Below are 25,913 nucleotides of genomic sequence, written 5' to 3'. Positions count from 1 at the left end.
TTGACGACGGTGGCGAGCCGTTTATATTCCAAACGAGAAACCATGACAAACATCCCCACATTTACCCCTGCTTTGCTCCATCCGCGTTACTGGCTGACGTGGCTGGGGATCGGATTCCTGTATCTGCTGGTGTTATTGCCTTATCCTCTGCTCTATCGCATCGGTACCGCATTCGGACGGGGGGCGAAGCGATTTATCAAGCGCAGAGTGCATATTGCCCGACGCAATCTGGAATTATGTTTTCCCGATATGCCTGAAGGAGAACGCGAAGCGCTGCTGAATAAAAACGTTGAATCTGTGGGAATGGGTCTCATTGAAACCGGCATGGCCTGGTTCTGGCCTGACTGGCGGATAAAGAAATGGTTTCATGTCTGTGGCCTGGAAAATATCAGCCTCGCGCGGCAAAAAAACCAGGGTGTGCTGTTAATCGGCCTTCATTTTCTCTCGCTCGAATTAGGCGCCAGAATTTTCGGCATCCATAATCCCGGCATTGGTGTTTATCGCCCGAATGATAATAAGCTTATCGATTGGCTGCAGACCTGGGGCCGCATGCGTTCGAATAAATCCATGCTTGACCGGGCAGACATCAAAGGCATGGTGCGGGCACTGAAAAACGGCGAAATTATCTGGTACGCCCCCGACCATGACTATGGCCCGAAAAGCAGTGTCTTTGCTCCGCTGTTCGCGGTTGATCGCGCCGCAACGACCGCCGGTACGCACCTGCTGGCCCGTCTGGGAAAACCGGCGGTAATCCCTTTCGTCCCTCGCCGACTGCCGGAAGGAAAAGGTTACGAACTTTATATCCTGGCTGATGAAAAGGCCCTGCCATTGGACAATGAACTCGCCACCGCCACTTACATGAATAAGGTGCTGGAGAATGCGATTCTGTTGGCCCCCGATCAGTACATGTGGCTGCACCGGCGTTTCAAGACCCGTCCACCAGGTGAACCTTCGGTCTACTGATAGCATCGGGCGATAAGGATGACACGGCTCATGGCCGAGTGGTTATTCATGCCGTCAGCGCAGCCCGCGGAACTCAGGCTGCGCCAATCATTAACTCAAAAAACCATATCAAACTTTAGTAAAAATTGCCTGCCGGACGCTTAGGGCGCATACTTATCCTTTATCTATTACTATACCGACGATAACCGCCGGCCTCTCAGGCACTATCATTGACCGCCGAAATCCACTGACTATCAGAATGTTATGACGCCTGAACCCGAGTTAATCAATTGGAAACGTAATCTCTATATTGCCTGGCTGGGATGTTTTCTGACCGGTGCCGCTTTCAGTTTGGTTATGCCATTCCTGCCTCTGTATGTTGAACAACTCGGCGTTACCGACCCTGAAAGCCTAAATCTCTGGTCCGGCGCGGTCTTCAGCATTACTTTCCTTTTTTCAGCTATCGCTTCCCCCTTCTGGGGGGCGTTAGCCGATCGGAAAGGCCGTAAACTGATGCTGCTCAGGTCGGCGCTGGGCATGTCGGTTGTCATGGTGCTGATGGGACTGGCGCAGAATGTATGGCAGTTGCTGATATTAAGAGCGCTACTTGGCCTGCTTGGCGGGTTCGTCCCCAATGCCAATGCGCTGATTGCCACACAAGTGCCGCGTAACAAGAGCGGCTGGGCGCTGGGAACGCTTTCTACCGGAGCCGTCAGCGGCGCACTGCTCGGGCCGCTTATCGGCGGCGTGCTGGCGGATGCCTATGGCCTGCGCCTGGTATTTTACATTACCGCGGTGGTGCTGTTCATCTGCTTTATCACCACGCTGCTGTGGGTTAACGAACGTTTTACCCCAGTACTGAAGAAAGACATGCTCAGCGGTCGCCAGGTGTTTGCCACGTTGAAAAATCCCCGGCTGGTGATAAGTCTGTTTATCACTACCATGATCATCCAGGTGGCCACCGGCTCGATCGCGCCAATCTTGACGTTATATGTCCGTGAGTTGGCCGGGAATATCAATAATCTGGCCTTTGTCAGCGGCATGATAGCTGCAGTGCCGGGCGTAGCCGCCCTGCTGAGTGCGCCTCGACTGGGTAAGCTGGGCGACCGGATAGGTCCGGAGCGTATCCTGGTGGCGATGATGGCGATTTCCGTGCTGCTACTCATCCCGATGGCTTTTGTGCAGACCCCGTTACAGCTGGGAGTGCTGCGTTTTCTGCTCGGCGCCGCCGATGGCGCGATGCTGCCGGCGGTGCAGACCCTGCTGATTTACAATGCGACCAATCAAGTGGCAGGCAGGATCTTCAGTTACAACCAGTCTTTTCGTGATGTAGGTAACGTCAGCGGACCACTGATTGGAGCGATGGTCTCCGCCAGCTATGGTTTTCGCGCGGTGTTTTGCGTCACCGCCGGCGTGGTGATGTTCAATGTGGTTTATTCCTGGTGGACGCTGCAGCGTAAACCGGCCCGTATCCGCCTGCCCAACGACTGATTTGGGCCGCATATCCCCTCGCATTTCAGCGCCGACAGCCGAATGCTGAAAAAAACCCGACGGCAATCCCTCTCATCGACTTGCAACTTTTCAAACTGCGACAACAATTACCTTACGCCGCTGCCTTAAGCCAGGCCGGACAAACCTACGTCCAGATGACAGGAGATCCATAATGAGCATGTACGCAACATTGGAAGAAGCCATCGATGTGGCCCGTGAGGAATTTATCGAAGCGTCGCGGGACATCGTCGATCAGGATGAGAACCCCTCAGTAGCCCAGTTCAGCCTGCAGAAGTATGTCATGCAGGATGGTGAGATTATGTGGGAAGCCGAATTCCTGGCTGACGAAAATGAAGCGCCCGAGACGTTTCCCTTCAGGACCGGAGAAGCGGCACAGGCGATATTTGACGGAGATTTTGATGAGTCGGAATTGCGACTGGAATGGCTTGAAGAGAATACGCTGCATGAATGGGATGAGGGGGAATATCAATACGAGCCGTCGCTGGATACCGAAGAAGGCCAGGCAGCATCCGACGAATGGGACGCTCGCTGATTAGCCAGGAGGGGGTACGGTTGATTGATGATCAACGCCGGCTGGGCCGAGGCAAGGCCCCAGCCGGCTGACAGCGCTGGTGTTATTCGTATCGCCCATAGCGCATATCCACCGGCAGCAGCAGCGTATCCACTACCAGCGACAGCACCGCGACGACCAGAAAACACAGTTTGGCCATAATCAACCTTGAGCGTGAGGCTGTGAGCGCTGTTTAACGTTGTCGGCTGCCAGTCTGTTGAGCTTGCGCCGGTCAATCACATACGATAGCGTCGCCAGCAGACAAAGACCGTAGCCAAACAGTTCGCTACCCTCTTCCGCCACGTTTTTCACCGTACGAATATACCCATCATCCAGCACCGCCCGCCACAGATCCCCCATGCCAAACAACCGAGAGAACACCAGCACGTTCAGCAGGCCGGCCAGCAGTAATCCGTAACTGGGGTGTCGGAACAACGCAGCCACCCCCCGTACGGTTTTCGACGGTGATGTGCCGGCATAGATTACCGAGACCAGGGTGACCGCCAAAGCGGCCCACACCCATGAACCGTGGCTAATCGCATCGAAAGCAAAATCCATCTCACGTATCAACATGCAGGCGAAGAAGCCAGCGACCAGACTACTGGCATAACGTGATGCCGAATCCCGGCACAGACTCAGGTGTAACAGAATGATGGCCAACAGCAACAGCTCCTGGGCCACTTCAGTTAATGATGATTCTTTAACGATATCATTCAGTACTATGGCATCAATAAATAGTAGCGAGAACAATAACGACAACACCAGCCCATAGATCGCAAAGACCCCGAGCTTTTTCATTATAAATGTTAAGTCACTGCGCATTGAAAATCCTGGGTTCCTTTAAGTGTCGCGATTTTAGCGATGTAAAAAGATAGACGAGTCACATTTAATGCTAACTTTTAAACTATTTGTTAAGTAAATCTAATGTAGATGCCGAGCTTTGTGACGCAAGCTTTATTATGTCCATAAAAAAGCCATCCCGAAGGATGGCTTATTTTCGCGTTGACTGGCGGCACAACGCGTTATTCAGTTGGTCCTTTTGCGCCACCGCTCAGCTGCCAGGCTGGCCAGGCTTCAGGCTGGGACCATAAGCGAAAATGCAGCCGGCTAAGAGTAACCGGGTCGTTGATCACCGCCAGACGTTGATCACCGTTGAGTTTCTGCGGTCCCAGTAGCAATGCTAACTGAACATTCTCTTCCCGGGTGCGTTCAATCGCCTGATTAACCCCGTGGCGGGCAGTCGCCATTCCGACCGCCAGGGCATTATAAGCCGGATTGATCACTGCCTGTTTAAAACCTTCGCTCAAAATCCGCCGTTGGTTGAGCTGCAGGTATTTTTCAGTATCGACCAGCTCTTTAGGCGGTGCATATTCTTCCGGGATAAGGAACAAACTGGCCCGCTTGCAGGCAAGGCCGATATTGGCCCGGCTTGAAAACACCGAGACAAACGGCGACAGGATCAGCGAAAACACGATAGGCGACAGCCACCAGAGAAAACGCAGATCGAGCCAGGCCATACCGCCGGCCCAAACCAGTCCAAGCAGCATCTGAGGCCCATGTCGGACGAAGGACTCACTCCAGGGAGTAGCATCATCGTCACGCTGCGGGGAATTCCACTGTACCGCCCAGCCCAGAAATGCACTGACCACAAACACCGTGTGGAACAGCATCCTCACCGGTGCCAGCAGTACCGAGAACAGCATCTCAAGCAGCATGGAAATGAACAGCCTGATTGCGCCGCCGTATTCTCTAGCACCCTTGGCGCAAATAAGTACCACGCTCAGCAGCTTGGGCAGGAACAGTAATACCAGGGTGGTGGAAAACAGCGCAATGGCAAGCTCGGGACGCCATTGAGGCCATACCGGAAACAGCTGCCGCGGCTGGAGGAAGTATTGTGGCTCCATAAGGGTATGCACCACCTGCAGGGCGGTCGATAACGCCAGGAACATAAACCACAACGGGGCCGACAGGTAGGACATCACCCCGGTCAGGAACACTGCGCGGTGGACCGGATGCATACCTTTTACCAGGAACAGCCGGAAGTTCATCAGGTTACCGTGGCACCACCGCCGGTCACGTTTGAGTTCATCCAATAGGTTGGGCGGCAGTTCTTCATAACTGCCGGGCAGATCATATGCAATCCACACCCCCCAGCCGGCCCGACGCATCAATGCCGCTTCGACGAAGTCATGGGACAGTATTGATCCGGCGAAGGAGCCTTCCCCCGGCAACGGCGCCAGTGCACAATGCTTGATAAACGGCGCCACGCGGATAATGGCGTTATGGCCCCAGTAATGTGATTCACCTAATTGCCAGTAATGCAGGCCGGCGGTAAACAGCGGTCCGTATACCCGGGTCGCAAACTGCTGGCAACGGGCATAAAGGGTATCCATGCCGGATGCCTTGGGCGAGCTCTGGATAATCCCGGCCTTGGGATTGGCTTCCATCAGCCGCACCAGATTGGTCAGGCAGTCGCCGCTCATCACACTGTCGGCATCTAGGATGACCATATAGCTATAGCGATCGCCCCAGCGACGGCAAAAGTCATCGATATTGCCGCTCTTGCGTTTTACCCGGCGACGGCGGCGGCGATAGAAAATACGGCCATAGCCGCCGGTCTCCTCGCAAAGCTCCATCCAGGCCTTCTGCTCGGCAATACAGATATCGGCATTGTAGCTGTCACTGAGGATATAGACGTCGAAATGCTCAATCTGGCCGGTGGCGGCAACCGATTCGAAGGTCGCACGCAGGCCAGCGAACACCCGCTCCACATCTTCATTACAGATAGGCATGATCAGCGCAGTGCGGTGTTCAGGATTGATAGACTCATTGCCGGTCGTACTCGCTGAAATGCTGTATTTGTCCTTGCCGATAAGCAGCTGCAAAAAACCCATCAGCGCAGTCCAAAAGCCGGCGGACACCCAGCAGAACAGAATGGCGAACAGGATCAGGATCCCGCTTTGCAATACATACGGCAGCAGCTGCAATACCGACTGCAGCCAATCCTGATGGATCATATCCAGCGGGTCTATAAGCGCCCAGCCCTGATAAGGCAGGATGGTCTTCATATACCAGGTAGCGATAGCGGTCTGAAAAAGGGTCAGCGCCAACAGGATATAGCGGCGCAGCGTACCGACCATGCGCCAGTTATCTTCGCTTTTCGCTTCATCAGCTGGATGGCGCGATACACGCGTGCGGCCCCGCAGTTTATCCCAGAACCGCACCAACGGATTGGTAAACCAGGGTTCCGGAAACATCGTAGTCCGGTGAACGGAGGGCATCGATTTGATTGCCGTACGGCCCTGGCTGTCTTCAGCCAGCAGCCCTTCACGGGTCATAGTTTGCGGCCATGCCATGTTAAGGCGTGATTTAACTGAGTCCAGAGCGGCGTCATCACCCTCGGTCACCGAACCGGGGGAGCAGTCCCCGATATGGTGATGCAGCGATGATAACGAGTCGTTACCCTCCGGCAACATTTTCGCCCTGATAGCCTGTTTTTGCTCGGCGGACAGCGGCAAAGCCTCGATATAATCGAGGCTGGGTTCGGTTAGATTATTCATTGGCAGGTAGCAGATAGCTCCAGGTTTCAGTCAATGTCGTTTCGCCGTTTACCAATGCGGCGCGCATTTCAGTCGGCTGTTTCTCATCTTTCACGCGCAAGCGCAGTGTCAGACGCCAGCCATGCGTCACAGGATTATAGCGGACATTGTTTTCCACCACTTCGGCGTTATCACCCACGCTGATTTGCGAAGTTATCGGTGTATGCTCATCGAGCGCCTTCAGCGCAGGTCCGATGAAATCCATTTGGAACGCTGAGGTGCCATCGGGCTGCCGGACCAGATTGGACTGTTTGACATCACCAGCCGAGCGCAGCGTCTGTTTTACATAGCCCAGTTCAGGTGAATGGATTTTGTCTTCATCCCGCGAAAAATGCATCCGGTAGGCGATATCAAACGGTTTGCCAATTTCCGGCAGTTTCTCCGGCGTCCAGAAAGCAACGATGTTATCGTTGGTCTCATCATTGGTCGGAATCTCAACCAGCTCCACATGCCCCTTGCCCCAGTCGCCACGAGGTTCAACCCAACCGCTTGGACGCAGATCGTAACGATCGTCCAGATCTTCGAAATCCTCAAATGAACGGCCACGCTGCAGCAGGCCAAAGCCGCGCGGGTTTTCTACCTGGAACTGGCTGACCGCCAGATGGCGCGGGTTATTCAGCGGTCTCCACAGCCATTCACCGTTGCCGGCATGAATCGACAAACCATTGGAATCGTGCAGTTCAGGTCTGAAGTTCATGGTGGTCGCCGGTTGGTTCTTGCCGAACAGGAACATACTGGTCAACGGCGCCAGGCCAAGTTTGCCAACTTTGTCACGCAAATAGACTCTGGCCTGCACATCGATACTGGTATCACGGCCAGGGTAAATGACGAAACGGTAGGCACCGGTCGCTCTTGGAGAGTCGAGCAGAGCATACATCACCAAGTGCTTGTCATTGGCCTGCGGCCGCTCAATCCAGAATTCGCGGAAACGGGGGAATTCCTCGCCGGACGCCAGGGCCGTATCAATCGCCAGTCCACGCGCCGAAAGGCCGTAAACCTGACCTTTGCCGATAACGCGGAAATAGCTGGCGCCAAGCATACTGACAATTTCGTCGCTCTTATCCGCCTGATTAATGGGATAAAGGATTTTAAATCCGGCGAAACCCAGATTCTTGACCGCTTCAGGGTCATGATTCACCGAGCCGAAGTTGAACAGGTCCGAGGAATATTTGATCTCAGAAACCGTGGTGGCGGTCACTTCGTTAATCTTGACCGGCAGATCGAAATACATCCCTTGGTGATAAAACTCAAGTTTGAAAGGCGTAGGCTGATCGTGCCAGTACGCTTTATCATGGTTGAAACGAATCTGCTGATAATCAGCGAATTTCATTTCACGAAATTGGGAAGGCACATTGCTTTTTGGAGCCTCGTAGCCTTTCGCAGCTAACTGCTGCGCCTGTTTTGCCACATCGTCAATCGTAAATGCCCATGAAGGCAAAGCGTATAACGACATCAACACCGTTGCTCCCAGCAAACGGAGACCCGCTTTAGGTGATTTGACGAAAAATTTATTATTTGGCACATCCCCCCCTATGCGTGTGCTCTTAATCATTTAAAGCAATCTTAATTGATAAATCGCTTTTCCGACAGCGTGATACAGCGATGGTTCCTCACATTAGCCTCATCGGCTCAGCGTTTAATCAATAGCCCGGGTAACTTTTATCAAACGATTAACTTAGTCAATGCTGATAAATTCCCGGCAAGCGTAATCCCGGTTGATTTTACCTGACACCTTCGCGGGGGGTTAATCATTTTTATCATTTACCAACAACTTATTAGTAAAAATCTACGTATTGCAACCCAACAGCTTCTCCGCAGCCCGTCTCATACGGGCCTTGAGGTCAGGGTTGCAGGTATCGAGCCAAAGTGATTAATTTTAATAGACTTTATAGGAACAATCTTATTACTTTATTACAAGTTGCGAGTAATTAACGCAATCTCTGTTTTTTTATAATAGCCACTCTATTGGCAGATGGTAGAGCGCACGGATAAACAGTCTTTCGTAAATAAGCGTTCCGGGTTCGCTCTGATGAATCCGCTCCCGCCCTTCTGCATATTCTCGCCAATACATTTTGCCTTTTTCATCAAGACAGACCTGATAGGCTTTTTCGTTAAGAGTGCCGATGAATATCTGATGTATAGTGTCAGAAAGCGACTCACTGGCGATTACGAATCCCATTTCAGTGTTTAGCATGGCAGACCGGGGATCGAAATTGAAGGAGCCGACAAAAACTTCCCGGCAATCGACACTGAACGTTTTGGCGTGCAGGCTTGAACCTGACTTACCGGTAAGACCGCGGTCGCGAGGCTGCCTGCCGTCGCTGGTATCTCTTTTAAGCTCATATAGCTTGATGCCGTGCTGTAATAACCGACGACGCCACTTAGCATAGCCGGCATGCACAATGGCTACGTCGTTGGCTTTCAGAGAATTGGTCAGTATGGCGATATCCACTCCTTTCTCAGCCAGCGCTATCAATTGCTCGACCCCGGCACGGGTGGGAACAAAGTAGGGAGATATGATATCCAGCTGGTGCATCGGTTCATTAATGGCGCTGATAATATGGCTGGTGATAAGACCATTATCGGGCGCTTCGCCACGCGCCTTGGCGGGATCATCACTTATCAGATGGGTTTTGGCCCAGATCAACGGCAGCTTGCCGCCGGCCAGCTGAACGAAAAAGTCCGCTTGCTCCAATCGTTTTACATAACGTTCGGCGTGGGGATTCAGACTTACCTGCCCCATCATGCTGCTGATAGTGTTTTTTCTGCCTCGCCAGGGTCTGGGTCGGATAACCTCGGTCAACAGATTAACCGATGGGCAATTCCAGTAGCGTTCAAAATCCTCGCTGACCTGGCTTACCACCGGGCCTATCGCCAGAACATCCAGGTCAGAAAACAATTGTTCGCCGCCGGCGCTGAAATACTCATCGCCGATATTACGACCGCCAATAATGGTTGCCTGATTATCAGCAGTGAAACCTTTGTTGTGCATTCGACGATTTAATCTTGAAAAATCAGTAAGATAAGATAGGGCGCGTATCTTTCGTGTTTTAAACGCATTAAACAGCCGCACCTCAATATTGGGATGCCGGTCCAGGGCAAGCAGAATATTATCCAGGCCACGGGTGTTATTATCATCAAGCAACAACCTGACCTTTACCCCACGATCGGCGGCGCGCTGGATAACGCTGTACATCAGCATGCCGGACATGTCTTTGTTCCATATATAGTACTGTAGGTCCAACGTCTGTTCAGCCAGATCGGCAAGCTTCATCCGGGCGGCAAAGGCATCAAGTCCATCGGATAAGGTATAAATTCCGGACAATTCCGGATGGTGCTGGGTAAGACGAGATATTTCCTGGCCAATTCGGCTATTAACAGGACGCATTGTGCGCTCTCAACAAAAAATCATTCAGCATATTATCTCACTGTCTCTGCGGTTTATGGGATGCAGCTGTTATCAGCACGGTTTTTACGCTTTTATGGCAGCTATGTCGGCTGACCCCAATCTGCTTCATCTCACGTAAGTGAAAATAACTCGTCTGCAGAACTGAACCATTTTGCTGGTGGTGGTTCAAAAAATTCAGAGTCACATTTATCAGCCTACTCAGATAAGGGCGTAATAGGCCCACACTCACTATCCATCTTCTGACTGGCTTGTCTATCTATAGATAAGCGTAGTTTGACTCACCCTGGCAGGCAAAGACTGTCGTAGAAAAGGGGCAGCCTGATGCAAGATCAAATTAATCATCAATTTTCAGCCATGCATTACCCAGAACTGTTCTCCAGCTTCTTTCAGGGCGGTTTCGCCTGTTCAACCGAGATACGCGGCGATGGACGACGGTTGGATCTCATCAATTCCAGCGGTCATGAAATGCTGGCCGCCAAAGATTATCAACTGCTGGCAGAGCACAGCATCACCACCGTGCGTGATGGTTTGCGCTGGCACTTGATTGAAGCCGTGCCGGGCAGGTATGACTGGTCCAGTTTTCTACCGATGCTGCACGCCGCCCAGCTCAGTAAAACCCAGGTTATCTGGGATCTGTGTCACTTCGGCTGGCCTGAACACTACGATATCTGGCAGCCCGAATTTGTAGATAACTTCGCTCGTTTCGCGGCGGCGGTGGCGACCAAGGTCAAAGAAGAAGGTATTGCTTGCCCATTTTACACACCGATAAACGCCATCTCTTTCTGGTCTTGGGCCGGAGGCGATATGGCGCATATCCAACCGATGGCCTCTCAAAAGAGCAAGAGACTCAAATTTCAGCTGGTCAAGGCCAGTATAGCGGCGATTGAAGCGATACGTGCGGTTGACCCCGGCGCGCGTTTTGTTCAGCCAGAACCGATTGTTCATATCAATGCGCCCCAGGGAAAACCCGAACGGGAGGAAGAGGCTGAGCTGCTCCGCCTGGCGCAGTTTGAAGTATGGGACATGCTGATCGGGCAGCTTCACCCCGAGCTCGGCGGCAACCCAAGCTATCTGGACATCATTGGCGTCAACTATCGCCCTGGCAATCAGTGGTTCCATCAAGGAGATCCGATAGACATGAGCGACAGCCATTATCGGCCGCTGAACACGATGCTGAAGGAAGTTTATCTGCGCTATCGGCGCCCGCTGCTGATTGCTGAAACCGGTGCCGAACACGATTTTCGAGTGCCCTGGCTACGCTACGTGTTTGAGCAAACCGTACTGGCGATGCAGGCTGATGTAACCGTAGAAGGTATCTGTCTCTATCCGGTAGCCGATTTTCGCAGCTGGAGTGGTGACAAGCATCTGCCATTCGGGCTAATGGGGCTGCCGGACGTCAATGGGTGCCGTTCATTGTTTGAACCCTTATTGCTGGAAATAAGGAGCCAGCAAATCAGGCTGAAAGGCTTGCTGCAGGACGTTCCACCACACCAGCAAGCGCTGCCAGCGTGATTTCTAGTTATCCGGTATCGCCTCGAAAACCTGCATGACAGGCTTTGGCGCGGTACCTTTGCCTGCCTGGCCATGTTTAACAGGCATCAGTCTAGCATTGAAAACCAGAGCTATCAGCATGCTACACCGGGCGGATAACATTGAGTTCAGAGGTTTTTTCGATAGCAGGATTGCACATCAACGGGATCGCTGTGCTTGATGTCATTCAACCAGGCAATGCCAAATAATACCAATACCGCTATCAACACCGAAACCAGCAGTCCGATGATAGCGAGCAGCCTGGTGTCGTCAAGCTTGTCCATTTCCATGTCTACTCCTTCTCCCGTCTGAAAATCAGATAATCCAGAGTGTCACTACGATAATAAAGCTGATAAGCGTTACTGAGGCGATGATCAATACCGCAATCGCAAACTGGGCGTCATTCAGCGTTTCCTGGTACTCTCTAAAGCGATGACTCGGACGGCGTTTTTTCACGTAAATACTTTTAGCAATATAGGGATAACGGCTGGCCCAGCCCTCATGGCAAAACCCCTATTACGTTAGGGCAAAATCATTAAGCTTGCAACCGTCATGGGGTTCAGGTTCAGGTTCAGGTTCAGGTTCAGGTTCAGGTTCAGGTTCAGGTTAATAAGAATATGAGCCTATAACGTAACCAAGCAACATTAGACGCCACAGCGCGCCAAGCAGAGTCAGCATACGCCAAAATCGCCCTCTTCTTTATACAGACTCAACTCCTCAGGTTTAAAAGGCTTGGCATTTTCAATGCCTGAGTCCATCATACCGCAATAAACCACGCCATTTTCCACCTTGACGACCGTCATTGCCGGCCCGCCTTTAAGGGGCTGAACTATATCACCAGTTTCGAATGTCATAAATCACCTGTTTCAATGTCATAAAAATTCCATACAGAGTTGTAACGCCCTGCCGCTTGTGATGAGCGAATATTTACCTTCGGTTGCTGCGGTTGCCGCTTAGCAAGCGTGAGAGACGGCCCGCAAAAGCGCTCGCCTGACGGTTCGCAAAAGCGGTGTAGACCCATTTGGTTAAGCGTAGGATGCTGGCGTCTGGCCGTCAAACCGGTTATTTATAAATTTCATTAATCACTGATCATACGTCTCCACCAGCCCACAAAAACAAATAAATAACGATAAAACAGCACTTTAAGTTACTTGGCGCCAGGTATGCACGCTAATGGGAATTTATGCCTGGAAAGCGTAGATTATGCTCTTAAAATGCATAACCCTCTCATTTACTCAGCGCATGATGCATGGCGTGTTGCCCGGTAGCAGCGCCGCGGCAAGCCGCCATGACGGGGGTTTTGGCAGGGTTGACACACAAAACTTAATAATTATGCCATTAATTATTTGATGACAAATACTAAGTTTCTAATGATACTTAACCACCATTAATGAATGATAGTGTAGTATGTAGGGTCATCGGCATTTGGCATGACGCAGCAGTGTATCTTCACAGGCGGCTTAATGATCAAAAATTATTCAACTGAATTTGCAACGGCAATTTTGGATGATGAAGGAACCGCGATACGTTCAGGATGGATGGTGGTTTATTGCGCCCATCCACAGACGAGGGAATATCTTTGCGCAACCGTGGAATATCTTTGTGTCGGCTCCCGTCTACCTCCCGACAGCTATTTAAATAAACCGATACTCCCCCCAGCGGGATTCGCTTTGACCAGGAGCCTGGATGGCCAGCGGTGGGAAAATACCGTCGATAACCGTGGCAACATCGCGTATGACAGTCTCACTGGCAGCACAGTAAGAATCACATTCCTGGGCGTACTACCCGCGCATTTGACCTTGATGAAACCCGAACTGCCTCCTGCTCATTAAGAGGCAGATTCATCACGATAGCGCATGCTATGGCGGACTGGCGTTACGGGTTAACGCTTGCCAATGCCGATGTTGTCCAACGCAGCATAATCGAATTGCTCGTGATCCCCCCTCAGTTCGGCACAAAGCTTGGCCATGAAATCAATCATATAATTACAGCTGGACCGCGCCATCTCGCGCCCACGCTCGGTCTGCATGGTGTCCGGCAAGGTTAATAATTTGGTTTGGAAATGATCAAAGGCGTACTGGCCATCATCCAGCGAGCGATCCAAGGCCAAAGGATCATCTGGATGGAACAGGCTGCGGCCCAATTGTCCCGATATATGGAAAACGCGTGCCAGCCCTATGGCGCCTAAAGATTCAAGCCGGTCGGCATCCTGCACTATTTTAGCTTCGAGCGTAAGCGGAGTAACCGAGGCGCTATAGCTGTGAGCTTCTATCGCATGAGCGACCTTGGGAATTGACTGCAGCGGAAATGTCGGAAAATTCTCCTGTAGAATTTGAATGGTTTTATTGGCCGCCAGCAGCGACGACCGATGCCGTTCAGGATGGTTTTTGGCAAGACTGACCACATCGTGGAAATAGCAGGCGGTTAAAACGATAAGCTCATCAGCGCCGGACGCCTGCATGATACGGCGTGCAGTCTGCCACACACGGATGAAATGGGAGAGATCATGGGCTTTATCCTCGTTACCGATCTGGTGCTGAAAGTAGTGTTGAAAAGACTCTTCCCAATCGAGTATGTTCATGGATTACGTTCTCTGCCCGCGGGCAGCACTGCCGAGATAAACCCTACTGCAGCTGGATCCACCGGATAGCCATTACGCCGCTCAATGTTGATCATTGGCGCTCCCATACGGCGGTCGCTGTTGCAAAAAAAAGTTATGCATTGTTGGATGCCCCCCAAATTGAAAACAAATGTAAATGTTGCCGAATTGAACTAGCCACGGAAAGCTTTACACATATTATTTCCCTAGTTACCCGTTGTGAACATATAATGCCCACCCGATCAACACTGATTGGGCTAACGGTTCCCATTACTGCCTTCATGGCGTTTACACCTGAATAAGATGAAAATGAACATTCGCGCGCTTTACATGATTATTCTGGCAGTTGCTGCGTTCAGTCAATCAGCCCTTGCCGTTGTTTATCCTCTGCCCCCGGCTAACAGTCGTCTGGTAGGACAAAACCTGCAGGTGACTGTTCCGGCCGACAGTAAATTGCCGCTGGAACATTTTGCTGCCCAGTTCCAGATGGGTCTGAGTAATATGCTGGAAGCTAACCCGGGCGTCGATCCTTACCTTCCCACCCCGGGCAGTAGCTTGACCATTCCTCATCAGTTGATTCTGCCTGATACGCCTCGTGAAGGTATCATCGTCAACAGTGCCGAAATGCGCCTTTACTATTTCCCCAAAGGATCTAAAACCGTGGTCGTGCTTCCCATCGGTATCGGCGAACTCGGTAAGGATACCCCCCTTAATTGGGTGACAACCGTACAGCGTAAAAAAGATGGCCCGACCTGGACGCCGACCAAGGCAATGCATGCTGAATACGCAGCACGCGGCGAAACCCTCAAACAGGTTTTTCCGGCCGGTCCTGATAACCCAATGGGCCTTTATGCATTGTACGTCGGCCGCTTGTATGCCATTCACGGCACTAACGCCAACTTTGGCATTGGCCTTCGCGTAAGCCATGGCTGCGTGCGTTTGCGGGCGGATGATATCAAATACCTGTTCGACAACGTGCCGGTCGGCACGAGAGTACAGTTTATCAATGAGCCGGTGAAAGCCACCGTAGAGCCAGACGGCTCGCGCTATATTGAAGTGCATAACCCGCTTTCCACCACTGAAGAACAGTTCAACTCCAGCGAACCCGTACCGATCAACCTGCCGGTAAACGTGAGCAAAGTCATCGTCGAGGCCGGAGTGAATCAGACCAGCGTAGACCAGGCACTGAATACCCGCAGCGGCATGCCGGTAAACGTGACCACATTGGATGCCAACGGGTCAGAAAATACCCAGCCGCAGCCGGTAGCGGCTGACCCCTCAGCGCCTGCGACAGACGCCACCCCGGTAACGACCGACGTGCGCGTTCCGGCTGATGGTTCCCAGGTCCAGCCGATGGAGCCTGAAGCCACCAGCGGCCAGACCCAGGATCAGGCTATTGCGGCCCCTGATAATCAGGCGCCCATCTCCCAGGTACCAGGCAGCGATGGGCAGGAAGTCCAGGCTCCACAGTAAAAGCTTAATATCGGAGCCTGATTGAGGCTTCACAGTAAAAGCTTCACATCGGAGCCTGATCGAGGCTCCGACGCCCTACCCGCTGCAAAGCGTTGTAATCAGCATTCCATTCTCACCATGGTCTAACGGTGTGAAGACCGCCATTCTTTTATCATTTCTTCCGTAACATCGTCCTTGAAACAAATCGGCTCCTCACCTCCTGGACGACTCCAGGCACTACGTTTACCACAACGGCTGCCGTTAGCTGCAGTGCTGTAAGGACAAGGGCAGTTGCCGCTATAGGCTGCTATCGATTGCTGAATGATCAACTGCTTGATGCGGTTATTACTCAGGGATGAGGTGGAGGCTGCATAGGTTGAACTGCCCAGCCCCAGCCCCAGCGCAATGGCAAGCGATAAACTCCGGTAAAGAGACATGGCCCGCATTCACCTCTGCAATAAAGTGGAGATGTCATTATCGTAGCAACTCTCTTGCAGAAAAATGATCGGAGATAGTGGAAAATGTGAAAACGAGCAGCAGGAGATTAAAATGATTGAACAGCAGGAAATTATAATGATCGAACAGCGCTGACTTCATGATGAAACACGTAGGGATCCGACAGCAGCTCGAATTGTTCATCATCCGGGTAAGTGACCGCCACTGAGTAATCGTGACCAGCAAATGCTTGCACCGCCTCCAGATCGCGCCAGTAAGTGGCCAGGAAAAAATGCACATAACCTTCCTGACTTACCTGCTTCACCGTGGCGCCAAGATTGCCAACGATCCCTTTTGCGTGATCGACTCCGGTAATCTGGAGCTGTTCGGCAAACCCGTCTGCCTTAGTTACCGGTACGCAGCCATGCCATGTACGTACTATCATAAGCCCTCGCATGAAAAATCATCATATTTGCATAAAAAGTAACTTATGTGATTGCCAGGGTCGACCCTTTCCCCCTGCTAATCACTGAATACAAACGTAATGTTACCCTCCAGCGTATTCTGGCCAACAGAATTATTGAATCTTTTTTTCCATGAAATGACTTAGCGGATCCGCCTGATACGGCGGGAAGGGGGAGCAAAAGTGATAACCGTTACGTTGATAGAGTGTAACAGCACTCGGCTGCTCTACCCCGGTTTCAAGCCTTAATATGGATACGCCCTTACCAACAGCAGCGTGTTCCAGCGCCATTAACAATTTATCCCCCAAACCCCGCCTGCGATATTCGGCAAGAATGAAAACGCGCTTGATTTCACCATAATCAGGATACAGCACGATTGAGCCACACCCAACTGCGCGCCCCGTTTCATGACGTATCATCAAAAATATCAGGCTTTCATCACCCAGTTGGCTAAGATCAAGTGTATGCGCGGACGCGGCGGGATATAGCGCATTCTGGTACTTATCAAGTTGTGCAATAAGACCAACTGCTTCTGGCTGACCCGCTGTCTCCTGACTTATCGTGAACATTGATGGTTTCCCTTCGTGCAGCCTAGGATTGACTATTGCCAGCGCTTCGCCGCCCACTCAGCCTGTTGTTGCGGGTTTTGGAATGTCCATGCAATCATGCGGCTGATTTTCTGCCCCTGAGCCATATTGATAGTGCGGATATCTGCCGCCCCCAACCCTTTTAGCAGCTCATAAAGCGGCGGCAAGGTGGTACTTTTGGAAATGAGCGAAGTAAACCATAGGCAATTTCCGGCTTTGCTGACACTTTCCCTCGCCATCGTGCTGACAAAAGTGAGCTCTCCGCCTTCACACCATAATTCATTATTCTTGCCGCCGAAATTTTGAACTGGGTTGTCAGATACGTCGGCTTTTCCCAATTTGTGAAGCTTACGTCGGGTGCTGGCTAACGCTTCTTCTGCAGAGCCATGAAACGGCGGGTTACATATCACTGCATCAAAGATGTCTGTAACGCTGATTATCCCTTCAAGAATAGCATCCGGTCTTTTTTGCTGGCGCAGCCTAACACTGTTTTTCAAGGTCGGATTCATGGCAATGATCATTTTTGCCGCATTAAGCGAAACGGGATCTATTTCTGAACCGGTAAACCGCCAGCCATATTCTTTCAGGCCAATGATTGGATATATACAATTTGCTCCTATGCCGATATCCAGCACGGCCACTCTTTTGTCGCCCGGTATTGCGCCATTATTGCTCTGTGCGAGCAAGTCAGCCAAATAATGTATATAATCTGAGCGGCCCGGGATGGGCGGGCAAAGGTAGCCAGCGGGGATATCCCAGTGCGCGATGCCGTAATAATGGCGCAATAATGCCTGATTGAGTGTTTTTACGGCGTCAGGGTCAGCGAAATCTACCGATTCGTCTCCCCACTTATTTTCGCTCACAAAGGGTTTGAGCGGTGGATGGGTCGAAATAAGCGCCGGAAAATCATATCGGTCACGATGGCGATTGCGTGGATGCAAATCTTTTTTTTGCTGCGGGAAAGTTTTTTTCAGGTCCACCGGGATAACTCATAAATGAAATCTTTGACGGTTACGATAGCATAAACGTTCTTTTTTATCCCCTACCTGGGCCAGGAAGGCAGGCAGGCAGATAGCAGACTTCCGGGTTCGGCAATGACGGAAGCAGCGATCGGCAACGGACTGGCACGCAATGACAAATTCTTGCTCCTCCTTAAGTCTCCGTTATAATCAAACTTCTCTCTAAAAGGAACGATAATGAACAACAAGTTGATTCCAGTGGCGTTTATAACCATGGCTATGTTGAGTGCCTGTCAGACGCATTCTGAGCCGAAGACCACAGATGAGCAGCCAGCATCAATGGATTCCTGCCGCGCGGTTGAATTTAATCATCTGATCGGTAAACCTGAAACGGTGTTGGATTCCATGAAGTTCGCCGGCCCTGTCCGCTTGATAAAGCCCGGCCAAGCCGTGACCATGGATCATAATCCAGAAAGGATCAATTTTATTGCTGACGAAAAAGGGATCATAACACGGGTGAGCTGTTCATGACTCGGTGAACCCCCTGTTTATCAGCGCATCAACCCAGGCGCAGATGCTCGATTTCCCCCTTCACACTTGCCTGCGATGCGTTTACCCAGGCTAAGCGCATTGCCATCCCGGTTACCCCATTGCTGGCCTGCTGTCCGAGCATCTATTTCATCGGTTAGCCGGTCGGTATTTCACCGCGGGATCGTCCAGGCCAATTTCCTGCGGGCAAAGTGATAAATGCCCTGATATTAGTTTATTGACTTATACTGATGCATAATTTCATCAATGAAACGAGATACAGAAATGAGACTAAAGGGAATTAATGAAGGTTTTTTTGTACTACTGCTGTTAATAAGCTCCATTGCATTTATCCTGGTGCTTAAAGCTTATTTTTCTGCCATATTCTGGGCGGCGATTCTTGCGGTACTTTTCTACCCGCTAAAAACCACTTTACGACAAAAGCTTAGTGACAGGAATGGCCTGTCGTCCTTTATCACCGTTATTGTCATTTGTTTGATTGTATTTATACCGCTGTCTTTAGTCACTACCTCCCTGGCTATTGAATCAAACGAGCTATACAACAGCATTCAGCAAAATCAGATTCCTTTTCCAACACTTATCAATAATATTGTTGGCCATTTACCCGACAATATCCAAGATATTGTTACTGAACACAGGCTCAGTGACCCGGTAAAACTGCAGCAGAGAATAGCCGATCTTTTCATGCAGGGAAGCCAAACGCTGGCCAGCAGCGCGTTACTGATTGGCGAAAGCACATTCAGTTTCACCATTGGCTTCGTGGTGATGCTGTACCTGCTGTTTTTTCTGCTTAAAGATGGTTCCTATCTGATTAAACTCATTCTCGATGCTATTCCGTTATCTAAACATGCTAAGCATCATTTATTTGTTAAATTTGCTGCGGTGACTAAAGCCACGGTTAAAGGCACTGCGGTGGTGGCTATCGTGCAGGGTGCATTGGGCGGAATGGCATTTTATTTTGTCGGTGTTGAGGGAAGCATACTATGGGGGGCACTGATGGCCTTCTTGTCACTCATTCCCGCTATTGGCTCGGCAATTATTTGGGCACCGGTCGCGCTGTATTTCATTATAGCTGGCCCGGTGTGGAAAGGCATCGCTCTGATAGTATTTTTTGTCGTGGTAGTTGGAGTGGTAGACAATATACTGAGACCCATTCTGGTCGGTAAAGATACCAAAATGCCCGATTATCTGGTGCTTATATCGACACTTGGCGGGATGGAACTCTTTGGCATTAATGGCTTTGTCATAGGCCCATTAATTGCAGCACTTTTTATAGCCAGCTGGAACTTGCTCTCCGGGCGTGATCACAAAGGAAATATCGAAGAGATAGACAAGGACATCATTACAGAAGCCCGGGAAAATGAAATCATGCTGGCCCAGCAGGAAGCGGCTGAGAAAGAAGTCCTGCAGCAAGAAATTAGGGAAAAGAAAGAACAGAAAGAACAGCAAGAACAAGAGCAAAAGGAAAGAAAGGAGCAACAGGAGCAACAGGAGCAATCAGACCAGCCGTCACGTAACGCCTGAAAACGGTATTCGCCACCCCTTCTTACCGGGAGGGGGTGGCGGTAGCCATGCTGCTAACATGAGCAGAAAGCATAAAACCCGAATTTCAGACACAAAAAAAACCGCCTATAGGCGGCATCAATTATACAACAACTTATTGTTTTAATTCGCTATTTCCTGATGGTACCCGGGACGAGACTTGAACTCGTACAGCCAAAGGCCGAGGGATTTTAAATCCCTTGTGTCTACCGATTCCACCACCCGGGCATCGGGAAATAAGGTAATCTGGAGGCGCGTCCCGGAGTCGAACCGAGGTAGGCGGATTTGCAATCCGCAGCATGGCCACTCTGCCAACGCGCCATTTCAACGATGCTTTGCCTTCCTGACGAGAGAAAATTCAGGACTTAATCCTGACATCAACCCGTTGATTAACAAAGACTTTTTTCACTCCTCAACCGAGGAATGGACGCAATTATGGACTTAATCGCATTAGATGGCAAGCCTTTTTTGGCCGCGGCTGGCTGACCGCTCAAAAGTTCGACGGCCGTTCAACGACCCTAAATGCCTTGATATTACCAGCCCTGCAGCAGGTTGTTATAGCTACGTTTTGAGCAGTTGCTCGCTAATCACCGACCGCCCTTTTTTATCACTTGCTGGATCCGCCCAGTATCAATGCCCAGGTTGCCCCCCTTCCCCTTCAGTCTGCAATTTCCCTATGCTATTGCGCCATAAGCATCATGGTGTCCGGGCTGAAAGAGCCATCCTCTCGTATTTGATAGTAACTTTTTACTTCTTCGGAGAGCGATTTTTGCAGTGTTCTTATCGCCTCAACCCTATTATCCGGAGTACGCATGCGTGCGACCCAGAGGCCGAAGTCCAGATAAAGACGTTCGGTCGTCATCGTTCTAACGGTTAAACCGGCTTCATTTACCCATCTCATCCATTCACCCTGCGAATAATCACGGACATGGGAAGTATCCCTGAGCACTTCCACGGTCTGCAGATAAATATCCAGCACGGGATGCCCGGGAGAAACGATATCCATCAAGATAAACTTGCCGCCAGGGACCAGGATACGCTTGATCTCTTTTAGCGACCGGCCGACATCATGCCAATGATGGGCGGAGTAGCGGCTTACCACCACATCAAAGCTTCCATCATCAAAAGGTAGCGATTCCGCTTTTCCCTGGCAGGTCTGTAAATTACTCAGTTCTCGTTCTTTAGCAGCCTGCTTGACCACCGTAAGCATCTTCTCGGACAAATCATACGCTATCACCTGAGTCACTTTCGTCGCCGCCACAAAGCTGGCATGTCCTGCTCCGCAACCCAGGTCCAGCAGCCTGGCGTCAGGATGAGCATCAAGCCATTGGTCCAGCCGTTTCAAGTCTGCACCCTGCGCATGAACGCTGCTGTTCAGATAAGCCTGAGCCTGGTCGCCAAACTGTTGCTCAATCAACTCATGATGATTCAATTTCATAGATTCGTTTACCCGTGCGGCATCCCTGATTGACTCAATAATGATCACTATAAGGCAACATTTAAGCCGGTACAAACGGACTTGAGAAGCACCGCAGGCAAGTCGATTCTGAAGGTTTGGTCATAACCCTTATTCCCCCCTGGGATAGAACCATCCAACATCCAAGAGCCAGTAAACGGGCCTATGACCGGCCGGAATTAGGCTATGACAAGCAGCCGTTGGATCGGGCCCGTGGCCGATTGCCAAATCAGCTTAAGCAACCGGAGCAGTTGGAGCAGTTGGAGCAGGCAAGGCAGCCAAAGCATATTTCAAAGGAGCTGTAATACATCAGGGTTGGATGACTAAGATAAGACGACTGCAGCGCGAGTGCTGCTGCACTGTGATAAAAACGGCGGAGTAGAGAAGAAGCGGACATATTAAAAATTGGAGCGGGAAACGAGGCTCGAACTCGCGACCCCAACCTTGGCAAGGTTGTGCTCTACCACTGAGCTATTCCCGCAGGGTACTGTACTGACTGGCTATCTTCTGACTTGAGGCAACATAATGGCCTGCTGCTTCAATGCGCTGCATTCTACTGACCTGGCTAAATGAGTCAACAGAATTATTCTCCAGGCCCGCCGTTTGATGATTAATAAAGCGCTTTGTTTAACCTTCAAACAGATCATGCCGGGCGGCGTAGAGATACTGGAACATGGACCAAAATGTCAACACCGCGGCAATGTACAAGGCGACAATACCAATGCCTTCCACCGTTTGATCCGGACGCCACAGTAAAGCAACCAGTGCCAGCATCTGCGCAGTTGTTTTCACTTTACCAATCCAGGAAACCGCCACACTGCTGCGCTTTCCGATTTCCGCCATCCACTCCCTGAGGGCAGAAATGATGATTTCGCGGGCGATCATTGTCGCCGCCGGCAGCGTAATCCACCAGGAGTGAAAATGTTCAGCCACCAGCACCAGGGCCATTGCCACCATGACTTTATCGGCTACAGGATCGAGAAAAGCGCCGAAACGGGTGGTCTGCTTCCAACGCCTTGCCAGGAAACCATCAAACCAGTCGGTGATGGCCGCAATGACAAAAATGGCGGCACAAACCAGGGGAGCCCAATGAAATGGCAGGTAAAAAGCCAGAACGAAGAACGGAATCATCGCGACGCGGAACAACGTAAGCCATGTGGGTATATTCAATTGCATATCGCTTCGTAACTGTCTGGCTGGAGTGAAGATAAAGAGTATGTTGCAACATTACTGTTAGTGTTTCAACGCATTAAAAATTTTTTCTGCTAATGCATGTGAAATACCCGGTACCCGTGCAATTTCCTCTAGACTGGCGTTGCGCAATGGCTGCAATCCGCCCATATATTTTAACAGCTGCTGACGACGTTTGGGGCCTACACCCTCAATTAATTCCAATGCGCTGGTATTTTTCACTTTGGCACGTTTATTACGATGCCCGGTGATCGCATGGTTATGGGAATCATCACGAATATGCTGGATCACGTGCAACGCCGGAGAGTCGGGCGGCAGAGAAATCCCTTCGCCATGGCGTTTGAGAAACAAGGTCTCCAGCCCGGCTTTACGCTCCGTGCCTTTGGCGACGCCAAGCAAGATTACCTGAGACTTATCCCAAGGAACATCCAGAGCGGCGAAAACATCTTTAGCCATACCCAGCTGGCCTTTACCACCATCGATGACCACGACGTCAGGAATTTTAGACGGCTCAAGCGGTTTACCATAGCGACGGCGAAGTACTTGAGTCATGGCCGCATAATCATCACCAGGCGTGATGCCCTCGATATTATAACGGCGGTATTCCGAACGAACCGGCCCATTAGCGTCAAACACCACGCATGATGCAATGGTCTGTTCGCCCATGGTATGGCTGATATCGAAACATTCCATACGTTTTATCGTTTCCAGACCCAACATGTCGGCAAGGGCTGACAACCGTTGATGAATAGTCGACTGCTGAGCTCGCTTGGTCACCAGGGCAGTGGTCGCGTTAGTGGCAGCAAGCTTGAGATAGCGCGCACGATCTCCGCGGGGATGAGCCTGAATCTGGATTCTACGACCGGCTAGTTCGCTCAAAGAGCTTGCCAGCAGGTCTTTTTCCGGCAAGGAGAAATCCAGCAGGATCTCTCCCGGCAGGGTACGTATCTGGCTGCCCTGAAGATAAAACTGTCCGACAAAAGTCTGCACTACTTCGGACAGCTCGGTGTCTGCCGGTACTTTGGGGAAATAGCTGCGGCTGCCCAGCACTTTCCCCTGCCGAATAAACAGCACATGAACGCAGGCCATGCCGGCATCATAGGCTACACCGATAACGTCAAGATCATCATGATCGCCTGAAACGAACTGTTTTTCAGTGACTCTTCTCACCGCCTGGATCTGATCGCGCGCGCGCGCGGCCTCTTCGAAATTCAGCGCCCGACTCGCCAGCTCCATCCGCTCGACCAGCTGGTTCAGCACCTGCTGATCCTTACCGGATAAAAACAGCCGCACGTAATCCACCTGATGGAGATACTCCTCATCGCTGACCAGCCCCTTGACGCAGGGCCCGAGGCAGCGGCCAATCTGATACTGCAGGCAAGGACGCGAGCGGTTACGATAAACGCTGTCTTCACATTGGCGAATGGGAAACAGCTTTTGCAGTAACCCCAAGGTTTCACGCACCGCGTAGCCATTGGGAAACGGGCCAAAGTATTCCCCTTTGCCATGTTTGGCGCCACGATGAATACTTAGGCGAGGATGTGTATCACTGCTGAGAAAAATGAGGGGATAGGATTTATCATCACGCAGCAGCACGTTATAGCGCGGCTGATACAACTTGATATAGTTGTGCTCAAGCAATAGCGCTTCGGTTTCAGTATGTGTGACGGTAACGTCTATTTGCGCGATGGTCTTGACCAGGGCTTCGGTCTTGCGACTGGCGACCTGCACGCGGAAATAGCTTGCCAGCCGCTTTTTCAAGTCTTTGGCTTTGCCGACATAAACCACGGTATCCGCTGCATCATACATACGGTAAACGCCTGGCTGGCTGGTTACCGTTTTGAGGAATTCTTTGGGATTAAAACGTTCAGTCACTGCTAAGCATGATCTCCGCATTTAACAACCCATGCCGAATCGCCAGGTGGGTCAACACTACATCACCATTAATATTAAGTTTGCTGAATATTCTGTAACGGTAACTGTTAACGGTTTTGGGACTCAGATTGAGCTGCTCTGAAATATCGTTTACTTTTTGACCTTTAGTGATCATCAGCATTATCTGCAGTTCACGCTCAGAGAGGCATTCAAAAGGCGATTCACTCTGAGGCTCAAGCTGGCTGAGGGCCATTTGTTGAGCAATGTCGGAAGCGATGTAGCGTTTGCCCGTATTGACCGCGCGAATGGCGCATATCACTTCACGAGGAGCTGCAGCCTTGCTGAGATAACCTGCTGCGCCAGCTTGCATAACTTTAGCAGGTAATGGGTTTTCTGTATGGATCGTCAGCATAATAATTTTGGTATCCGGCGAAAACCGCACAATTTTACGCGTTGCTTCCAATCCTCCTATACCGGGCATATTCATATCCATCAATACCACGTTGACGCTGTTACTGCGGCACCACTTGACGGCATCCTCGCCACAGTCAGCCTCGCCAACCACTTTGAAGCCTTTGATATCTTCAAGAATGCGTCGGATCCCTGCGCGCACCAATTCGTGGTCATCAACAAGAAAAACGCTAATCAAAGAGGAATTCTCCAAAAAAAGGGAGTGATGTAAAGCGAATCAAATTTTATGACTTAATATTAACGCTTTTTAAGTGAAAAATGAATAATGATTATCCGCTCGGCTAATAGATTCTAATCTGCTGTTTCTGGGGACCATTTTAGTCAGATAGGTTATTGCATCGCAAGGAAATTCATCAAAAAAAACCTTTGCCTGGCTACAAAAATTATTGAACTGAAAAATACCCGAATTTATCAAACATGACCGTTCACCTTAGGCTGAGAGTATATCGACGACCCGTTACATTACAATGAGATAGTCAACACGCCTTTCAATTTCAGTTTTTTGATGAAAGATTAATAACGATAATTTTTGATTGGAAAGTATATTATAAAAAATAATACTCTCTTATTACTTTGTCCTTCCTTTCTCACGCGATAAGTAATAACCGGTCCATGCTGCGTGTTTTTCAAACAATACCGCGGGCGGTGTCAGCCGATTATATCCGCTTTTGGGGCATCTCCTTTCCTGTACCGTCTCGCTTGGGTGTTTTTGCTTTCATTAATTATTCAACACAAAATCTGGTATAATCCTCGCCGGATATCATAGATGCGCACTGAGTGCAGCGGCATCA

General features: G+C 50.7%; 24 protein-coding genes and 3 tRNA genes. 8 read left to right on the top strand and 19 right to left on the bottom strand.

Annotation, left to right across the window (positions count from 1 at the left end; genetic code table 11):
- The first annotated feature begins 42 nt into the window (after nucleotides 1–42).
- From EDC52_RS08950 to EDC52_RS08940, 3 genes are all read left to right on the top strand, one after another.
- Nucleotides 43–963 (top strand): Kdo(2)-lipid IV(A) acyltransferase, encoded by a 921-nt coding sequence (locus EDC52_RS08950; RefSeq protein WP_131864980.1) that lies wholly within the window; start codon nucleotides 43–45, stop codon nucleotides 961–963.
- A 243-nt stretch (nucleotides 964–1,206) separates the two neighbouring features.
- Nucleotides 1,207–2,433: a multidrug efflux MFS transporter MdtG gene (mdtG, locus tag EDC52_RS08945; RefSeq protein ID WP_131864979.1), complete on the top strand. Its 1,227-nt coding sequence runs from the start codon at nucleotides 1,207–1,209 to the stop codon at nucleotides 2,431–2,433.
- A gap of 172 nt (nucleotides 2,434–2,605) precedes the next feature.
- Nucleotides 2,606–2,986, top strand: a complete 381-nt coding sequence (locus tag EDC52_RS08940; protein WP_131864978.1) for a MysB family protein — start codon at nucleotides 2,606–2,608, stop codon at nucleotides 2,984–2,986.
- A 180-nt stretch (nucleotides 2,987–3,166) separates the two neighbouring features.
- Here EDC52_RS08940 and EDC52_RS08935 read toward each other — a convergent pair whose 3' ends face one another.
- From EDC52_RS08935 to EDC52_RS08920, 4 genes are all read right to left on the bottom strand, one after another.
- Entirely contained in the window at nucleotides 3,167–3,826 is a 660-nt protein-coding gene (locus EDC52_RS08935) for a hypothetical protein (RefSeq protein WP_230467984.1), read from the bottom strand.
- Between the two features lie 200 nt (nucleotides 3,827–4,026).
- The gene (mdoH, locus tag EDC52_RS08930) at nucleotides 4,027–6,564 is read right to left on the bottom strand and encodes a glucans biosynthesis glucosyltransferase MdoH (protein WP_131864977.1); all 2,538 of its coding nucleotides are present in this window, start codon (nucleotides 6,562–6,564) and stop codon (nucleotides 4,027–4,029) included.
- A complete protein-coding gene (locus EDC52_RS08925; RefSeq protein ID WP_230468005.1) occupies nucleotides 6,557–8,056 on the bottom strand; it encodes a glucan biosynthesis protein G in 1,500 nt (499 codons plus the stop codon). The genes mdoH and EDC52_RS08925 overlap by 8 nt, the downstream gene beginning before the upstream one ends.
- A gap of 495 nt (nucleotides 8,057–8,551) precedes the next feature.
- The gene (locus EDC52_RS08920; RefSeq protein WP_131864975.1) at nucleotides 8,552–9,991 is read right to left on the bottom strand and encodes a phospholipase D family protein; all 1,440 of its coding nucleotides are present in this window, start codon (nucleotides 9,989–9,991) and stop codon (nucleotides 8,552–8,554) included.
- A 342-nt stretch (nucleotides 9,992–10,333) separates the two neighbouring features.
- On the opposite strand from EDC52_RS08920, the gene EDC52_RS08915 reads away from it, so the two are divergent.
- Nucleotides 10,334–11,524 carry a beta-glucosidase gene (locus EDC52_RS08915; RefSeq protein ID WP_230467983.1) on the top strand — a complete coding sequence of 397 codons (1,191 nt, stop codon included), beginning with the start codon at nucleotides 10,334–10,336 and terminating at the stop codon, nucleotides 11,522–11,524.
- 146 nt (nucleotides 11,525–11,670) lie between these two features.
- Here EDC52_RS08915 and EDC52_RS19855 read toward each other — a convergent pair whose 3' ends face one another.
- The 3 genes from EDC52_RS19855 to EDC52_RS08910 form a co-directional block, all read right to left on the bottom strand.
- Nucleotides 11,671–11,832: a hypothetical protein gene (locus EDC52_RS19855; RefSeq protein ID WP_165911680.1), complete on the bottom strand. Its 162-nt coding sequence runs from the start codon at nucleotides 11,830–11,832 to the stop codon at nucleotides 11,671–11,673.
- 25 nt (nucleotides 11,833–11,857) lie between these two features.
- The gene (locus tag EDC52_RS19850; protein WP_165911679.1) at nucleotides 11,858–11,998 is read right to left on the bottom strand and encodes a hypothetical protein; all 141 of its coding nucleotides are present in this window, start codon (nucleotides 11,996–11,998) and stop codon (nucleotides 11,858–11,860) included.
- A gap of 215 nt (nucleotides 11,999–12,213) precedes the next feature.
- A complete protein-coding gene (locus EDC52_RS08910) occupies nucleotides 12,214–12,396 on the bottom strand; it encodes a DUF2158 domain-containing protein (protein ID WP_131864974.1) in 183 nt (60 codons plus the stop codon).
- 609 nt (nucleotides 12,397–13,005) lie between these two features.
- Between EDC52_RS08910 and EDC52_RS08905 the strand changes: the two genes are divergently transcribed.
- Nucleotides 13,006–13,374 (top strand): hypothetical protein, encoded by a 369-nt coding sequence (locus EDC52_RS08905; protein ID WP_131864973.1) that lies wholly within the window; start codon nucleotides 13,006–13,008, stop codon nucleotides 13,372–13,374.
- A gap of 50 nt (nucleotides 13,375–13,424) precedes the next feature.
- Here EDC52_RS08905 and EDC52_RS08900 read toward each other — a convergent pair whose 3' ends face one another.
- Entirely contained in the window at nucleotides 13,425–14,123 is a 699-nt protein-coding gene (locus tag EDC52_RS08900) for a phosphohydrolase (protein ID WP_131864972.1), read from the bottom strand.
- Nucleotides 14,124–14,444: 321 nt separating this feature from the next.
- On the opposite strand from EDC52_RS08900, the gene EDC52_RS08895 reads away from it, so the two are divergent.
- Nucleotides 14,445–15,614, top strand: a complete 1,170-nt coding sequence (locus EDC52_RS08895) for a L,D-transpeptidase family protein (RefSeq protein WP_131864971.1) — start codon at nucleotides 14,445–14,447, stop codon at nucleotides 15,612–15,614.
- A gap of 122 nt (nucleotides 15,615–15,736) precedes the next feature.
- Here the strand turns inward: EDC52_RS08895 and EDC52_RS08890 are convergent, their stop codons facing one another.
- The 4 genes from EDC52_RS08890 to rlmF all read right to left on the bottom strand — a co-directional run bounded on the left by EDC52_RS08890 (nucleotide 15,737) and on the right by rlmF (nucleotide 18,059).
- Complete coding sequence (locus EDC52_RS08890; RefSeq protein WP_131864970.1) at nucleotides 15,737–16,030, bottom strand: hypothetical protein; 294 nt, start codon at nucleotides 16,028–16,030, stop codon at nucleotides 15,737–15,739.
- Nucleotides 16,031–16,161: 131 nt separating this feature from the next.
- Nucleotides 16,162–16,473, bottom strand: coding sequence for a hypothetical protein (locus tag EDC52_RS08885; RefSeq protein WP_131864969.1), 312 nt, complete (start codon nucleotides 16,471–16,473; stop codon nucleotides 16,162–16,164).
- 132 nt (nucleotides 16,474–16,605) lie between these two features.
- Nucleotides 16,606–17,061 carry a GNAT family N-acetyltransferase gene (locus EDC52_RS08880; protein WP_131864968.1) on the bottom strand — a complete coding sequence of 152 codons (456 nt, stop codon included), beginning with the start codon at nucleotides 17,059–17,061 and terminating at the stop codon, nucleotides 16,606–16,608.
- A gap of 32 nt (nucleotides 17,062–17,093) precedes the next feature.
- On the bottom strand, nucleotides 17,094–18,059 hold the full coding sequence (gene rlmF / locus EDC52_RS08875) for a 23S rRNA (adenine(1618)-N(6))-methyltransferase RlmF (RefSeq protein WP_131864967.1): 966 nt from the start codon (nucleotides 18,057–18,059) through the stop codon (nucleotides 17,094–17,096).
- Between the two features lie 216 nt (nucleotides 18,060–18,275).
- Here rlmF and EDC52_RS08870 point away from each other — a divergent pair, with 216 nt between their 5' ends.
- Both EDC52_RS08870 and EDC52_RS08865 read left to right on the top strand, forming a co-directional pair.
- Nucleotides 18,276–18,569 (top strand): I78 family peptidase inhibitor, encoded by a 294-nt coding sequence (locus tag EDC52_RS08870; RefSeq protein WP_131864966.1) that lies wholly within the window; start codon nucleotides 18,276–18,278, stop codon nucleotides 18,567–18,569.
- A gap of 282 nt (nucleotides 18,570–18,851) precedes the next feature.
- Nucleotides 18,852–20,111, top strand: coding sequence for an AI-2E family transporter (locus EDC52_RS08865; protein WP_131865150.1), 1,260 nt, complete (start codon nucleotides 18,852–18,854; stop codon nucleotides 20,109–20,111).
- Between the two features lie 160 nt (nucleotides 20,112–20,271).
- Here EDC52_RS08865 and EDC52_RS08860 read toward each other — a convergent pair.
- The 7 genes from EDC52_RS08860 to uvrY all read right to left on the bottom strand — a co-directional run bounded on the left by EDC52_RS08860 (nucleotide 20,272) and on the right by uvrY (nucleotide 25,300).
- Nucleotides 20,272–20,357 (bottom strand) — tRNA-Leu (locus tag EDC52_RS08860).
- A gap of 19 nt (nucleotides 20,358–20,376) precedes the next feature.
- Nucleotides 20,377–20,450: transfer RNA gene (locus EDC52_RS08855), tRNA-Cys, on the bottom strand.
- Between the two features lie 358 nt (nucleotides 20,451–20,808).
- Complete coding sequence (locus tag EDC52_RS08850; protein WP_131864965.1) at nucleotides 20,809–21,567, bottom strand: class I SAM-dependent methyltransferase; 759 nt, start codon at nucleotides 21,565–21,567, stop codon at nucleotides 20,809–20,811.
- Between the two features lie 424 nt (nucleotides 21,568–21,991).
- A tRNA-Gly gene (locus tag EDC52_RS08845) sits at nucleotides 21,992–22,066 on the bottom strand.
- Between the two features lie 146 nt (nucleotides 22,067–22,212).
- A complete protein-coding gene (pgsA, locus tag EDC52_RS08840; RefSeq protein WP_131864964.1) occupies nucleotides 22,213–22,761 on the bottom strand; it encodes a CDP-diacylglycerol--glycerol-3-phosphate 3-phosphatidyltransferase in 549 nt (182 codons plus the stop codon).
- Nucleotides 22,762–22,818: 57 nt separating this feature from the next.
- Complete coding sequence (gene uvrC, locus EDC52_RS08835; protein WP_407924208.1) at nucleotides 22,819–24,672, bottom strand: excinuclease ABC subunit UvrC; 1,854 nt, start codon at nucleotides 24,670–24,672, stop codon at nucleotides 22,819–22,821.
- Nucleotides 24,644–25,300 carry a UvrY/SirA/GacA family response regulator transcription factor gene (gene uvrY / locus EDC52_RS08830; RefSeq protein ID WP_131864962.1) on the bottom strand — a complete coding sequence of 219 codons (657 nt, stop codon included), beginning with the start codon at nucleotides 25,298–25,300 and terminating at the stop codon, nucleotides 24,644–24,646. Before uvrY ends, uvrC begins: the two co-directional genes overlap by 29 nt.
- Nucleotides 25,301–25,913 lie beyond the last annotated feature (613 nt).

The organism is Biostraticola tofi, assembly GCF_004343195.1.
GTDB lineage: Bacteria > Pseudomonadota > Gammaproteobacteria > Enterobacterales > Enterobacteriaceae > Biostraticola > Biostraticola tofi.
Note: the sequence above shows the minus strand (reverse complement) of the source record. Positions and strands in the feature narration are given on the sequence as shown.

Excerpts from the sequence above, each read along its gene's own strand:
- EDC52_RS08880 (WP_131864968.1), bottom strand. The coding sequence starts at position 17,061 with ATGTTCACGATAAGTCAGGAGACAGCGGGTCAGCCAGAAGCAGTTGGT.
- EDC52_RS08865 (WP_131865150.1), top strand. The coding sequence starts at position 18,852 with ATGAGACTAAAGGGAATTAATGAAGGTTTTTTTGTACTACTGCTGTTA.
- EDC52_RS08910 (WP_131864974.1), bottom strand. The coding sequence starts at position 12,396 with ATGACATTCGAAACTGGTGATATAGTTCAGCCCCTTAAAGGCGGGCCG.
- EDC52_RS08870 (WP_131864966.1), top strand. The coding sequence starts at position 18,276 with ATGAACAACAAGTTGATTCCAGTGGCGTTTATAACCATGGCTATGTTG.
- mdtG (WP_131864979.1), top strand. The coding sequence starts at position 1,207 with ATGACGCCTGAACCCGAGTTAATCAATTGGAAACGTAATCTCTATATT.
- EDC52_RS08940 (WP_131864978.1), top strand. The coding sequence starts at position 2,606 with ATGAGCATGTACGCAACATTGGAAGAAGCCATCGATGTGGCCCGTGAG.
- EDC52_RS19855 (WP_165911680.1), bottom strand. The coding sequence starts at position 11,832 with ATGGAAATGGACAAGCTTGACGACACCAGGCTGCTCGCTATCATCGGA.
- EDC52_RS08920 (WP_131864975.1), bottom strand. The coding sequence starts at position 9,991 with ATGCGTCCTGTTAATAGCCGAATTGGCCAGGAAATATCTCGTCTTACC.
- EDC52_RS08895 (WP_131864971.1), top strand. The coding sequence starts at position 14,445 with ATGAAAATGAACATTCGCGCGCTTTACATGATTATTCTGGCAGTTGCT.
- EDC52_RS08950 (WP_131864980.1), top strand. The coding sequence starts at position 43 with ATGACAAACATCCCCACATTTACCCCTGCTTTGCTCCATCCGCGTTAC.
- EDC52_RS08885 (WP_131864969.1), bottom strand. The coding sequence starts at position 16,473 with ATGATAGTACGTACATGGCATGGCTGCGTACCGGTAACTAAGGCAGAC.
- EDC52_RS08850 (WP_131864965.1), bottom strand. The coding sequence starts at position 21,567 with ATGAAATTGAATCATCATGAGTTGATTGAGCAACAGTTTGGCGACCAG.
- EDC52_RS08905 (WP_131864973.1), top strand. The coding sequence starts at position 13,006 with ATGATCAAAAATTATTCAACTGAATTTGCAACGGCAATTTTGGATGAT.
- EDC52_RS08890 (WP_131864970.1), bottom strand. The coding sequence starts at position 16,030 with ATGTCTCTTTACCGGAGTTTATCGCTTGCCATTGCGCTGGGGCTGGGG.
- EDC52_RS08925 (WP_230468005.1), bottom strand. The coding sequence starts at position 8,056 with ATGTCGTTATACGCTTTGCCTTCATGGGCATTTACGATTGACGATGTG.
- EDC52_RS08900 (WP_131864972.1), bottom strand. The coding sequence starts at position 14,123 with ATGAACATACTCGATTGGGAAGAGTCTTTTCAACACTACTTTCAGCAC.
- uvrC (WP_407924208.1), bottom strand. The coding sequence starts at position 24,672 with ATGCGGAGATCATGCTTAGCAGTGACTGAACGTTTTAATCCCAAAGAA.
- pgsA (WP_131864964.1), bottom strand. The coding sequence starts at position 22,761 with ATGCAATTGAATATACCCACATGGCTTACGTTGTTCCGCGTCGCGATG.
- EDC52_RS08915 (WP_230467983.1), top strand. The coding sequence starts at position 10,334 with ATGCAAGATCAAATTAATCATCAATTTTCAGCCATGCATTACCCAGAA.
- EDC52_RS08935 (WP_230467984.1), bottom strand. The coding sequence starts at position 3,826 with ATGCGCAGTGACTTAACATTTATAATGAAAAAGCTCGGGGTCTTTGCG.
- mdoH (WP_131864977.1), bottom strand. The coding sequence starts at position 6,564 with ATGAATAATCTAACCGAACCCAGCCTCGATTATATCGAGGCTTTGCCG.